The organism is Streptomyces sp. NPDC048507, from assembly GCF_043199995.1.
Taxonomy (GTDB): Bacteria; Actinomycetota; Actinomycetes; order Streptomycetales; family Streptomycetaceae; genus Streptomyces.
Window position 1 is genome coordinate 20698 of sequence record NZ_JBICWZ010000030.1, and the last position, 12402, is coordinate 33099.

Genomic DNA, 12402 nt, shown 5'->3' on the forward strand with positions numbered 1-12402 from the left:
CAGCGAGAACGACAGCGGGCACCTGCTTGACCCGGGCCCGGTGCACAATGCCCAGGCCCGTCGCGGGCGCGGCGGAGCTATCCGCTCACGACGTTCTTGTCGGAGTCGACGCGCGCCCCGGGGGCACCCACTCGAGGAGGCGGTTCCGGCGCCGTATGCCGGCGGTGTGTCGTTCGCTCCCAAGGACGCGCGCTGCCGAGCCAACCGAGAACGAAGGCCGCAGGTACCGAGACCAGCCCGGGGGTGTGCAGCGGGAACAGGTTGAAGTCCTGCTCCGGCAGCAGTGCGTATTCCGTTCCGGACACGGCGGGGGACGCCAGTGTAAGGAGCACGCAGAGGGACAGCCCTCCGTAGACGAGCCACAGCAGCCCCCGGCGGTCGAAGCCGGTCCAGAAGAAGGAATAGACGAGTGCAGGGAACACGCAGGTGGCCGCGAGGCTCAGCGAGAAGGCGAGGAGGAACTCGATGGGGTAGCGGTGTAAGGCTGTGGTGAGGAAAAGGCTCACGGCGCAGAGCGCGACGACGGACAGCCGCAGGACCGTCGGCTCCCCGATCCCGATCCTGGCGCGCCCCTTCCGCCCGAGCAGGTCGCGGGTTACAGAAACGGCGGCGGCGAAGGTCACGCTCGCCACGGCCGTGAGGACGGCGAGGAAGGCGACACAGGCCACGATGGTGATGAGCACGACCCGACCGGTGGAATCGTGGGGGAGTACCTCCGACGCCAGGAAGATCGGAGCTCCCTGTCCCTTCGCGTCGACCGCCCCTATACGTCCGCCGCCCACCACCGCGGCTGCGGCGAAGCCGGTCGTGATCAGGAGCACGTAGAAGAGGCCGGTCAGCCCTACGGCGACGCTCAGTGAGCGCCGAGCGGCGGGTACGTCCCGGCTGGCGCTGACGCGCAGGAGCAGGTGCGGCATCATTGCGGTGCCCAGGATGACGACGATGTGATCGCTGAGCGTGCCGAACGTCCCGAGGCCGGCGGTGTGCGTCCACATGCCGGGGCTGAGATAACCGCCCGGCGACATGCTCTTGTCCATGGCGGCCGACACGAGCGATCCGGGACTCCAGTTGAACAGGCGGAGCGCCAGCAGGCTCACGGCGGCGAGCGTCGCCAGGGCTACGGGCACTTTGGCGGCCTGGACGAAGCTGGTGCCGCGCAGATCGGCCACTCCTGCGAAGCACGTGACTAGGAATCCCATCAGCACCGTACACACCAGCTGGGCCCGCTCGGTCGGCATGCCGATCAGAAGGGCTGCGGTGATGCCGCTGGCGCGCAGTTGGACCATGAGCAGGGGCACGGCGATGCACAGTGTCACCACGGCACCGGCGATCCGTGTTCCCGGCCCGTCGGCCCGCAGGGAGAACAGCTCGCCCAGGGTGTAGCGGCGGGTCGCGCGGATCCTGGAGGCGAGGAGCAGGAAGACGCCGAGTGCGAGGGCGCTGTCGACGGCGCTGGAGACCCCGTCGTAGCCGAAGAGGGCGATGGCTCCCGGCAGCGAGACCAGGATGACGACCGTGATCTGTTCCCCCGCCATCGCCACGCCGTTGAAGACGGGCGGGAGGGACCGGCCGGCGACGTAGAGGCGTTCCGGGTCGTCGTCCTGCGTGGCGAGCGTGAAGACCCACAGGAGGCAGAGGCCGACGAAGACGAGGAAGGCGCTGATGACCGCGCCCCTCGCGGCGGAGCCGACGAGATCGGGCGACCCGCCGCTCAGGAGGTACGTCGTCACCACGCGCCCCCGGCCGAACGCGCAGCGGCGGTCGTCGCCGAGGCCGGATCGGAGGAAGACACGGCCCGGCACTCGTACCACCAGGTCCCGCCGATGAGGACGGCCAGCTGTGTGAACGCCCACGCGATGCCGAGGGTGAGACGTCCGTACACGGAGACCTCTCCGAGGGACGTGGAGCAGGAGAGCAGGACGCCGACGGCGAGCTGCAGCGCGTTGACGGTAACCAGCATCCGGGTGTCACGGGAAGGGTGCCGGGAGGAAGCGGAGGGCACGGGACCTCTCTCTGAAGAAGGAGCAGGGCGGCCGGCCGCGGCGAGGCCGGCGAAGAGCCAGCAGCGGGGCGCGTCGGGTGTCAGCGGCGGGTGGGCGCCGTCAGGCCGGCGTACCGCCCGGCCCTCTCCAGGAGCCGGGGGACACCCGTTTCGAGCGACGGTCCGAAGGCCGTGTCGTTCGGGCGCTCACCCCGGTGCCAGCGGGTGTGGATGGCCTCGCAGAAGATCGCCGCCTTCCACAGGGCGAGGGTCTGGTACCAGGGGAGCGCGGTCAGGTCGAGGCCCGTTCCGGACCGGTAGCGCTCCGCCAGTCGGCGCTGGGTGAGGTAGGCGGGTGACCGGGTCACCGTGGTGAGTTCGAGGGGAGTGGGAGGACTGCCTGCCTCGGACCAGGTCGCGGTGAGGTACCCCAGGTCCGCGAGCGGGTCGCCGAGCGTGGCCATCTCCCAGTCCAGGATCGCGAGGACCCTGGCCGGCGCCTGGGGGGCGAACATGAGGTTGCCCATGCGGTAGTCGCCATGCACCACCGAGGCTGCCTGGCTCGTCGGCAGGTTGCGGGCGAGCCAGGTCGCGATCTGCTCCACTGCAGGAAGGCTGCGGGTGGCGTTGACCTCCCACAGGGTGCGGAACCGGTCGACCTGGCGGCCGAGGTATCCCTCGGGGCGGCCCAGAGTGGCGAGTTCCCCTTCGGACACGTCGATGCCGTGCAAGGCGACGAGGGTGTCGACGACCGCCTCGCTGGTGGCCCGGCGCTGTGCGGCGGGGGAGAGGTGGGGCGGGATCGTGTCGGTGACGACCGTCCCGTCGAGCCGGGACATGAGATAGAACGGCACGCCCAGGACGCCTTCGTCCTCGCAGACGGCGATGATCTCCGGGACCGGCACCCCGTGCCGGCCGAGGATCTTCTGGATGCGGGCCTCGCGCACCATGTCGTGCGTCGACTTCGGCAGCGGCGGCCGCGGGCCACGGCGCAGGACGACGGACTCGCCGCCGCGCTCGATCAGGTAGGTGACGTTGGACTGGCCGTCGCCGATGCGTTGCCACGCGATCGGCCCGCTGCCGATGCCGTGCGCGTCGAGGAAGCCGGTGACCGCGTCGAGCACCAGGAGCGGAGGGCTGTCGAGGTGGCGGGCGCGCTCGCGGCTCGCGACGACTTCCACGCCGTCGGGGACGGTGTGCATCACGCGCCCCCGTCCCGGCCGACGACGGCGTCGCCCCGGTACGGCTCACCGGAGCGGACCGCGGCGGCGCGGCCGGCCGAGGCCCGGCGGGCGATGGCCCACCGGTGGGTCTCGTTGGAGCCGTCGTAGATGCGGAACGGGCGGACCTCGTTGAGGTACTGCGCGAGCGGGAGCACGTCGGAGACGCCGTCGCCGCCGCAGATCTGGACCGCTCGGTCGATCACCCGGAAGACAGCCTCGGAGCAGTGCACCTTCGCCACCGAGGACAACGCCGACCCCGCCTTCGGGTCGACGCCCAGCAGAGCGGCGGTCTTGGTGATGATCGCGTCGGAGGTCTCGATGTCGATCACGGACTCGGCGATCAGGTGCTGCGCCAGGCCGAGGGAGTCGATCGTGCCGCCGAACAGCTCCCGCCTGGCGGCCCGGTCCAGCGCGATGTCGTGTGCCCGGCGTGCCAGGCCCAGCCACCGCATGCAGTGGGTGAGACGGGCCGGCCCGAGCCGTACCTGGGCGTAGCCGAAGCCGAGGCCCACCTCGCCGAGGACCGCGTCGTCGGGGACGAAGCAGTTCTCGATGTACAGGTGGGGGTGGCCGCCGTCGATGGAGCGGTCGACGGTGTGGATCGCCTCGCCGACCCGGACGCCGGGGTTCGTCATGTCAACGAGGAACATGGTGGCTCCCTCGGGGGAGGCGTCGACGGCCGGGGTCCGGGCCATCACGATGCAGAACCGGGCGCCGACGGCGCCGCTGGTGAACCGCTTGTGTCCGTCGACGACCCAGCCGCCGTCGGTGCGCACGGCCGCGGTGCGCAGGGCCGCCGGATCGGAGCCCGCCCCCGGGTGGGGCTCGGTCATGCCGAAGCAGGACCGGATCTCCCCCGCGGCCAGAGGTGTGAGGTAGCGCTTCTTCTGCTCTTCGGTCGCGATCAGATTGAGCATGTGCATGTTCCCCTCATCGGGGGCCATGCAGTTGAGCACGCTGGGGCCGATCGGCGAGTAGCCGGCCTCCTGGAGGATCGGCGACCAGTGCTCGACGGGCAGGCCCTGCCCGCCGTACTCCTTCGGCACGAGCGGCGCGAAGACGCCGGCTTCCTTCGCCGCCGCCTGCAGCCGGTCACGGGTGGCCTGGTCGAGACGTCCGCCCGGTGCGGGTTCGGCGTCGACGACGACTTCGCGGATGAAACGGCGCGTGCGGTCGCGCAGCTCCGCGACCTCGGGCGGAAGATGAGGGAAAGTCATGGCTGTCCTTTGTCGGGTGAGCGCGGTTTACGCGGCGCCGCCGGCGACCGTGAGGCCGCCGTCGACGGTGAGGATGTGGCCGGTGACCCAGGAGGAGTCCTCCGAGGCCAGGTAGGCCACGGCGGAGGCGATGTCCGACGGGACGCCGAGGCGCCTCATGGGGTACTCCGCGGCCACCTCGGCCTCCTTGCCCTCGTAAAGGGCTTCCGCGAACCGGGTCTTCACCACCGCCGGCGCCACGGCGTTGACACGGATCTCCGGGCCGAGCTCGACGGCCAGGGTCCTGGTCAGGTGGGACACCGCCGCCTTGCTCACGCCGTAGAGGCCGATGCCGGGCGCGGGGGTGTCGCCGGTCACCGAGGAGAGGTTCACGACGGTGCCGCGGCGCTCGGTGAAGCCGAGCTTCGGGTGGGCCACGGCGTCCTGCACCCAGGCGAGGGTGGCGAGGACGTTGACTTCGAGCACCTTGCGGGCGACGTCGAGGTCCAGGCCGACCACGGGGCCGTACGCCGGGTTGATGCCCGCGTTGTTCACCAGGACGTCCAGCCCGCCGAACTCGCGCGCGACGGTATCGAAGACCTCGCGGCGGTGCTCGGGGTCGTCCGCCTTGCCGGCGACGGTGATGACGCTGTCCCGGGGGAGGGCGGCGGCGGCCTCTTCGAGCGGCCCGGCCTTGCGCGCGGTCAGGCACACGCGAGCCCCTTCCGCGACGAGCCGTTCCACGACGGCGAGACCGATGCCCCGGCTCGCGCCGGTTACGACGGCGGTGCGGCCCGAGAAACGGCCGCGGTCGGTGTGGTGCTCGTTCATGGGGGTCAGTCCTTCGGAAGCGATGCCGGCCCGGTGCCGTCGATGTCGCGGAGTTCGGCGCGCCGGATCTTGCCGCTCTGGGTCTTGGGCAGGTCGGCGATGAAGTGGATCGTGCGTGGACGCTTGTAGGCGGCCAGCCGGTCGCGGGAGAAGGCGATCAGCTCCTCCGCCGTCGCGTTCAGACCCGCCTTGAGCGAGACGTAGGCGACGACGGTCTCGCCGCGGTAGGCGTCCGGCTGTCCGACGACCGCGGCCTCGAGGACCGAGGGGTGCTCGTACAGGGCGTCCTCGACCTCGCGCGGCCAGACCTTGTACCCGGACACGTTGATCTGGTCCTTGAGCCGGTCCACCAGGTAGACCCAGCCCTCCTCGTCGATGACCGCGACGTCACCGGTACGCAGCCGGCCCTCCGGCATCGTCTGCCGGGTGGCCTCGGGCTTTCCCCAGTACCCGGGCACCACCTGTGGCCCGCTCAGCTCCAGTTCGCCCTGCTCCCCGCTGGGCGCCGGACTGCCGTGCAGGTCCACGACACGCGCCGTGATGTGCGGCAGCGGCCTGCCGACGGACAGCGTCCCGCTCGGCAGATGAACAGGTGCCCGTTCTCCCGGAGGCACGGCGATGACGGCGGACGTCGTCTCGGTCATCCCGTAGCCGTTGTGGAGGTAGGCGCCGAAGCGTTCCTGGAACCGCTCGACGGTCGCCGGCGGGATCGGCGCGCCCCCGGAGTACAGGGCCTTCGCCGAGGAGAAGTGCTCCGGGGCGGCCTGCGGAAGCTCGTAGATCGCGTTGTACGCCGTGATGGAGCCGATCGTGTAGGTCACCCCGTGCTCGACGAAGGTCTCCAGGGCTACCTCGGGGTGGAACCGGCCCGCCAGGACGAGCGTGGTGTCGGTGAGCAGGGAGATCGTCGCGTTCACCACGGCGCCGGTGATGTGGAACAGCGGCGCCATGGCGAGCACGACGTCCCCGTCCCGTACCCCCATCCACGACGCGCAGGTCTCCACCACGGTCAGCACGTTGCCGTGGGTGTTCATGGCCCCCTTCGGCGGCCCCGTCGTCCCCGAGGTGTACGTCAGGAACGCGATGTCGTCGCGGGTCGGCTCCACGGGCGAGGGGCCGCGGCCCTCGAACTCGCGGATCAGAGCCACCAGGTCGCCGTCCGGGGCCGGGGCGTGGCGCTGCGCCGTCGCGAAGACCCGCGGATCGTTCCTCGACTGGTAGTCCAGCGCCGAGGTGCTGACCAGCCACCGCACAGTGCTCCCCGCCAGCGTGCCGAGCGTCTCGTGGATGTCCTCGTCCGCGCAGACGACGCCGACCGCCCCGGAATCGTCGATGATGCGGCGCAGCTCCTGGCGCCGGTACATGGGATTGAGCCCCAGTGCCGTGGCGCCCAGCTTCCACAGGGCCAGCAGCACCAGCGCGTACTGCGGAACGTTCTGCAGGTACACGCCGACGCGGTCACCCCGGCCGGTTCCGCGGGCCTCGAACGCGGCGGCCAGGGCGTCCGACGCCGCGTCCACCTCCCGCGCGGACAGGGCACCGTCGAAGTAACGGAGCGCCGTGCCGTCCGGGTTCTTCGCGACGCGTGCCCTCCAGGCGGCCACGAGCGAGCCGGGTGTCGTGTCCGGCCCCGCACCGGACCCGTCGGGGGACGTGTCCCGCCGCCGTCCGTCATCCACTGTCATCTGCCGTCCTTCCCATCCGTGTCCTTGCGCTTGGCGCGCCGGTCACGTGAGTTCGCGCTTGAGGATCTTTCCGGTGGAGGTCATCGGCAGGGTCCGCACGATCTCCACGATGCGCGGGTACTTGTAGGCGGCCATCCGCTCCCTGCCCCAGGCGATCAGCTCGTCGGGGCGGGCCTCGGCGCCACGTTCGAGGATGACGAACGCCTTGATCTCCTCGCCATGGCTCTCGTGCGGCACGCCGACGACCGCGGCCAGGCTGACCGCCGGGTGCGTCATCAGGACTTCCTCGATCTCGCGCGGGTAGACGTTGAAGCCGCCGCGGATGATCAGGTCCTTCGCCCGGTCGACGATGTAGTAGAAGCCGTCCTCGTCCCTGCGGGCCAGGTCGCCGGTGCGGAACCAGCCGTCCCTGACGGCCTCGGCGGTGGCCTCGGGGCGGCCGTGGTAGCCCTTCATCACGTTGTGGCCCTTGACCGCGATCTCGCCGACGGCGCTGCCGGTGCCGTCGTCCTCGACCTCCGACCAGTCCGGCTTGACGAGCTTGACCTCGACGCCCCAGATCGGCACGCCGATGGAGCCGGGCCGGGGCTCCCGCACCGGATCGCTGAAGGTCACCACCGGCGAGGTCTCGGAGAGGCCGTAGCCCTCCAGGATCTGGACGCCGAGGCGCTCCCTGACCTGCTTGATGAGTTCCGCCGGGAGCGCGGCGCCGCCGGAGACGCCGACGCGCAGGTTCCTCGCGATCCTCTCGACGTCGACGTCGTCGGTGAGGGCCTGCAAGAGGCCCCACCACATGGTGGGGACGCCCGCGAAGACGGTGATGTCCTCCTGCTGCATCAGGGACACCGTCTGCCGGGCCTCGAACCGTGGCAGCAGCACGAGTGTGCTCGCCGTCGAGAAGCCGGCGTTCATCTGCACGGTCGCCCCGAAGGAGTGGAACAGCGGCAACACCAGCAGATGGGTATCCGAGGCCGACTGGTTGTCCAACAGCCGATTGCACGCGAGGGCGTTGAGCACCAGGTTGGCGTGGCTGAGCTCGGCGCCCTTCGCCCGTCCTGTCGTACCGCTCGTGTAGAGCAGCACGGCCGGGTCGTCACCGGACGTCCCGATGCTGTCGAACGTCGTCGCGGTGACCCGCAGTGCGGCGCCCATGGTCTCGGCGCCCTCGATCGGGCTCTCCGCAGCGGGGTCGGCGGTGATGAGGAAGAAGTGCTCGCAGGCAGGGGTCTCGCTGAACCCGGCGTGCCCCTCCGCCCCCATCGGCAGGCCCTCGCCGCCCTCGAAGCAGAGGTATGCCTTAGCCTCCGAGTCGGCGAGATGGTAGGCGACCTCCCGGCCCTTGAGCAGGATGTTGAGGGGTACGACGACGGCGCCGGCCTTGAGGATCCCGTAATAGACGATCGGGAACCAGGGCACGTTCGGGCAACTGAGCGCGACCTTGTCGCCGGGCCAGATGCCGCGGTCCACCAGGAGGTTGGCGACCTGGTTGGCGGCGGCGTCGATCTGGGCGTAGGTGAGACGCGTCGTGCCCAGGACGACGGCGTCCCGGTTCGGGTGCGTGCGGGCGGAGTCCTCGAGCAGGACCGAGAGGTTCAGCATTGGTGCCATTTCCGGAAAGGTGGACCGGGCCAGGCCGCGGAGGAACAGAACACGCGGCCTGGCTCGGAGCGGGTGGGGGGTACGCGTGACTCGGTGCTGGTGTCACAACGTCCGCAGGAGCTGGTCGAGGGCCTCGGCCGTCGCCTCGACGTCGGCGGTGGTGTGCGCCGTGCTGAGGAAGACCTTGCCGGACGGCATGAAGAGGAAGCCCTGCCGCAGCATCCCCTCAAGGATCGCGGTCCAGAGCCCGCTGGTCCCGTGGAGCCCGGTGGCGCCACCAGCGGGGACGTACTGGAGGAGCGAGCCGACCCGGTTGAAGCTGCCGAAGTCGGGCGACGAAGCGAGAACGGCGCCGACGAGGGTGTCGAACTCGGACGAGATCCCTTCGAGTCGCTCGTGGACCTCGGGGTCGGCCAGGGCGCGCATGGTCGCCGCGACGGCCGCCAGCGCGATCGGGTTGGCGTTGAAGGTTCCGGCGTGCACGACACCGGAGGCCACCTGGTCGATCAGATCGGCCCGGCCGACGACGGCGCTCTGGGTGAAGCCGCCGGCCATCGCCTTCCCGAAGACGGACAGGTCGGGAAGGACGCCGAACTTCTCGGCCGCGCCGCCCCGGGCGATCCGGAATCCGGCGATCACCTCGTCGAAGACGAGGACGACGCCGTGCCGGTCGCAGAGGGTCCGCAGCGTCGACAGGAAGTGCGGGGAGGGTGCTTCGACGCCGGCGTTGCTCATCACCGGATCGACGAGCACGGCCGCGATGTCGCGCTCGACGGCCTCACCGAGCAGGCGCTCGGCCAGTTGTACGTCGTTGAAGCGCGCCACGACCAGGTCGTCGAGGACGCTGGCCGACTGTCCCGCCCCACCGGGGGTGGCGGGGCGGTCGCAGTCGTCCTCGGACATTCCGGCGTACACGGTGTCGTGCCAGCCGTGGTAGCTCTTGGCGAACTTGAGGACGCGGCGTCGCCCGGTGGCGGCGCGCGCGAGGCGCAGCGCCACCTGCACCGCCTCGGTCCCCGTGTTGCTCCACAGCAGTCGCTCGCCGTGCGGCACGGCTTCGAGGACCGCTTCGGCCGCGAGGTACTCCAGCGGGTGGCCGGTGCCTACGACCTGCATCGTCTGCGCGACCTCGGACACCGCCGACAGCACGCGCGGGTCACCGTGACCGAGGACGAGCGGCCCCCAGGCCATCACGTAGTCGACGTACCGGTCGCCGTCCAGGTCCCAGACGTGTGCGCCCCGCGCCTCGCGTACGAAGAGCGGATGGGGTGGCATCGCGGCGCGCAGGCCGGACCCCACGCCCCCGCCGACGCTGCGGCGGGCTCGCTCGAAGGCCGAGCGTGATGATTCCAGGGCCATGAATCGCCCCTGCCTTTCAGTACGTGATCACCGAGCGGATGCCGATGCCGCGCTTCATCTGGTCGAACGCCTCGTTGACGTCGTTCAGACCGATCACGCTCGTCACCAGGGAGTCGAGATCGATGCGGTCGTTCATGTAGTGGTCGATCAGCAGCGGGAAGTCGGAAGCGGGCTTGCTGGAGCCGTAGTTCGAGCCGATGAGCGAGAGCTCCTGGTCGGACATGACGAAGGGGTCGATGGAGACCTTCAGGCCGTCGGCCACCTGCCCGGCGACCACCGCCGTGCCGCCCCGGGCCAGGACCTCGTAGGCCGACTCGATGGTGCGGGGCAGTCCGATGGCCTCGATGGCGATCTCCACGCCGCGTCCGTCGGTGAGCTGCCGCACCCGGTCCGCGAAGTCCTCGCGGCCGTTGTTGATCAGATCGGTCGCGCCGAAGAGGCGTGCCTGCTCCAGCTTCTCGTCGGAGAGGTCCGCGGCGATGATCTTCCGTGCGCCGGCGAGCCGGGCGCCCTGGATCGCGTTCAGGCCGACGCCGCCGCAGCCGAGGACCAGCACCGTGTCGCTCGGCCGCACCTTGGCGGTGTTGACGGCCGCGCCCACGCCGGTGGTGACCGCGCACCCGACCAGGGCCGACTGCGGGAACGGCGCGTCGTCCCGGACGGCGATCGCGCCCGACTCGGGCACGAGGGCGTACTCGCCGAACGTTCCGAGGCCCGCGAAGCTGAGGACGTCGCCCCCGTCGGCGGACGTGATCCGGGACCGGCCGTCGAACGACAGGTGGTTCGCCGAGTGCTCGCTCACCATGTCGCAGAGGACGGGCCTGCCACTGATGCAGTAGCGGCAGCGGCGACAGGAAGGCGTCCAGGACAGCACGACGTGGTTGCCCTTCTTCAGCGTCGTGACGCCCTCGCCGACGCTCTCGACGATCCCGGCTCCCTCGTGGCCGAGGATCATCGGCGAAGGGACATTCCATTCGCCCAGGACGACGTGGAGGTCGCTGTGGCACACCCCGCTCGCCTTGAGCCGCACGAGCACCTCGCCGGGTGGAGGCATCGAGGGGATCGTCACTCGCTCGATGGTCAGCGGTTCGTTCGGGGTCCTGAAGACGGCGGCGTCGAATTCGATGGTCACAGGGGGTTTCCTTCTGCGCGCTGGGTGATCACGGCCGGGCGGTGCGGATGAGCTTCCTGTTGGCGAACTCGTCGATTCCCGCCCGGCCCAGCTCGCGGCCGAAACCGGACAGCTTGACACCGCCGAAGGGCAGTTCCGCGCCTTCGAGTCCGACGCCGTTGACGAAGACCATGCCCGCTTCGATCCTGTCGGCGACGCGCAGCGCCTGCTCGGCGTCCGTCGTGAACACGTAGGAGCCCAGGCCGTACGGGGTTCCGTTCGCCAGCTCGACGGCCTCGTCCTCGGAACCGACCCGGTAGACGGTCGCGACCGGGCCGAAGAGCTCCTCGGCGGCCGACGGCGACGCCGGGGAGACGCCTGTCAGCACGCCGGGCGGGAAGTACGCGCCCTCGCGCTGCCGTGCGGAGACGAAGGTCGCCCCCTCGCCGACCGCTCGCTCGACCTGCTCCTCGACGTACTCGGCGGCGGCGACCGAGGAGAGCGGCGCCAGGCCGTCGGTCAGCGCGAGCACCTTCTCGGTGAACGTGTCGAGGAAGGCGTCGTAGAGGTCCTCGGCGACGATGAAGCGCTTCCCGGCGTTGCACGCCTGGCCGGCGTTCTCGAACCGCGTCTCGACCGCCGCCTGGACCGTGGCGTCGAGGTCGTCGGTCGACAGCACGATGAAGGGGTCCGAGCCGCCCAGTTCGAGCACCACCTTCTTGAGGCTGCGCCCGGCCTGCTCGGCGACCTGTGCGCCGGCCCGCTCCGAACCGGTGAAGGAGACGCCCTGCACGCGAGGGTCCGCGATAGCGCGACCGATCTGCTCGCCGGTGGCGTGGACGTTGACGTAACAGCCCGGCGGGAAGCCCGCGTCCGTGAACAGCTGCTGGAGAGCCGCGGACGACTCCGGGCACTGCGACGCGTGCTTGAGCACGATGGTGTTGCCCAGCGCGAGGTTGGGCGCGGCGAACCGGGCCACCTGGTAGTACGGGTAGTTCCAGGGCATGATCCCCAGCAGCACGCCGACCGGCTGGCGACGGACGAAGGCGGTCCCCTCGCCCTCCAGGAGCTCGATCGGCTCGTCGGTGAGGAACTCCTCCGCGTTCTCGGCGTAGTACCGGTAGATCGAGGCGCTGAACTCGACCTCCCCGACGGCCTCCTCCAGCGGCTTGCCCACCTCGCGGTGGATGATCTCGGCGAGGTGCGCGCTGCGCTCGTCGTGCAGGGCGGCGACGGTGTTCAGCAGCTGGGCGCGCTGTGCCACCGAGGTCTGCCTCGACCACTGCGCGTAGGCTTCCGCCGCCGCGTCGACCGCCCCCTCGACCGCCTCGTCCGTCGCGGTGGGGTACTCCTCGACCAGCTTGCCGGTGGCGGGGTCCACCACCGCGTACACGTGCTTCTTCGCCATGCTGACTCC

At 70.6% G+C, this 12402-nt stretch carries 10 protein-coding genes; all 10 read right to left on the reverse strand.

Going from position 1 to position 12402, the window contains the following annotated elements; translation table 11 throughout:
• Positions 1-77 precede the first annotated feature (77 nt).
• The 10 genes from ACGFXC_RS36475 to ACGFXC_RS36520 all read right to left on the reverse strand — a co-directional run bounded on the left by ACGFXC_RS36475 (position 78) and on the right by ACGFXC_RS36520 (position 12393).
• Positions 78-1730 (reverse strand): transporter, encoded by a 1653-nt coding sequence (locus ACGFXC_RS36475; RefSeq protein WP_393719235.1) that lies wholly within the window; start codon positions 1728-1730, stop codon positions 78-80.
• Positions 1727-1960 carry a hypothetical protein gene (locus ACGFXC_RS36480; RefSeq protein WP_393719236.1) on the reverse strand — a complete coding sequence of 78 codons (234 nt, stop codon included), beginning with the start codon at positions 1958-1960 and terminating at the stop codon, positions 1727-1729. The genes ACGFXC_RS36475 and ACGFXC_RS36480 overlap by 4 nt, the downstream gene beginning before the upstream one ends.
• A gap of 122 nt (positions 1961-2082) precedes the next feature.
• Positions 2083-3183 carry a phosphotransferase family protein gene (locus tag ACGFXC_RS36485; RefSeq protein WP_393719237.1) on the reverse strand — a complete coding sequence of 367 codons (1101 nt, stop codon included), beginning with the start codon at positions 3181-3183 and terminating at the stop codon, positions 2083-2085.
• Positions 3183-4421: an acyl-CoA dehydrogenase family protein gene (locus ACGFXC_RS36490; RefSeq protein WP_393719238.1), complete on the reverse strand. Its 1239-nt coding sequence runs from the start codon at positions 4419-4421 to the stop codon at positions 3183-3185. Before ACGFXC_RS36490 ends, ACGFXC_RS36485 begins: the two co-directional genes overlap by 1 nt.
• A 27-nt stretch (positions 4422-4448) precedes the next feature.
• Entirely contained in the window at positions 4449-5231 is a 783-nt protein-coding gene (locus tag ACGFXC_RS36495) for an SDR family oxidoreductase (protein ID WP_393719239.1), read from the reverse strand.
• Positions 5232-5236: 5 nt separating this feature from the next.
• The gene (locus ACGFXC_RS36500; RefSeq protein ID WP_393719240.1) at positions 5237-6916 is read right to left on the reverse strand and encodes a class I adenylate-forming enzyme family protein; all 1680 of its coding nucleotides are present in this window, start codon (positions 6914-6916) and stop codon (positions 5237-5239) included.
• Between the two features lie 42 nt (positions 6917-6958).
• Positions 6959-8515, reverse strand: coding sequence for a long-chain fatty acid--CoA ligase (locus ACGFXC_RS36505; RefSeq protein ID WP_393719258.1), 1557 nt, complete (start codon positions 8513-8515; stop codon positions 6959-6961).
• Positions 8516-8617: 102 nt separating this feature from the next.
• Positions 8618-9874, reverse strand: coding sequence for an aspartate aminotransferase family protein (locus tag ACGFXC_RS36510; RefSeq protein WP_393719241.1), 1257 nt, complete (start codon positions 9872-9874; stop codon positions 8618-8620).
• Between the two features lie 16 nt (positions 9875-9890).
• A complete protein-coding gene (locus ACGFXC_RS36515; protein ID WP_393719242.1) occupies positions 9891-11006 on the reverse strand; it encodes a Zn-dependent alcohol dehydrogenase in 1116 nt (371 codons plus the stop codon).
• 28 nt (positions 11007-11034) lie between these two features.
• A complete protein-coding gene (locus ACGFXC_RS36520; RefSeq protein WP_393719243.1) occupies positions 11035-12393 on the reverse strand; it encodes an NAD-dependent succinate-semialdehyde dehydrogenase in 1359 nt (452 codons plus the stop codon).
• Positions 12394-12402: the final 9 nt, after the last annotated feature.

Excerpts from the sequence above, each read along its gene's own strand:
- ACGFXC_RS36480 (WP_393719236.1), bottom strand. The coding sequence starts at position 1,960 with ATGCTGGTTACCGTCAACGCGCTGCAGCTCGCCGTCGGCGTCCTGCTC.
- ACGFXC_RS36485 (WP_393719237.1), bottom strand. The coding sequence starts at position 3,183 with ATGCACACCGTCCCCGACGGCGTGGAAGTCGTCGCGAGCCGCGAGCGC.
- ACGFXC_RS36490 (WP_393719238.1), bottom strand. The coding sequence starts at position 4,421 with ATGACTTTCCCTCATCTTCCGCCCGAGGTCGCGGAGCTGCGCGACCGC.
- ACGFXC_RS36495 (WP_393719239.1), bottom strand. The coding sequence starts at position 5,231 with ATGAACGAGCACCACACCGACCGCGGCCGTTTCTCGGGCCGCACCGCC.
- ACGFXC_RS36500 (WP_393719240.1), bottom strand. The coding sequence starts at position 6,916 with ATGACAGTGGATGACGGACGGCGGCGGGACACGTCCCCCGACGGGTCC.
- ACGFXC_RS36505 (WP_393719258.1), bottom strand. The coding sequence starts at position 8,515 with ATGCTGAACCTCTCGGTCCTGCTCGAGGACTCCGCCCGCACGCACCCG.
- ACGFXC_RS36510 (WP_393719241.1), bottom strand. The coding sequence starts at position 9,874 with ATGGCCCTGGAATCATCACGCTCGGCCTTCGAGCGAGCCCGCCGCAGC.
- ACGFXC_RS36520 (WP_393719243.1), bottom strand. The coding sequence starts at position 12,393 with ATGGCGAAGAAGCACGTGTACGCGGTGGTGGACCCCGCCACCGGCAAG.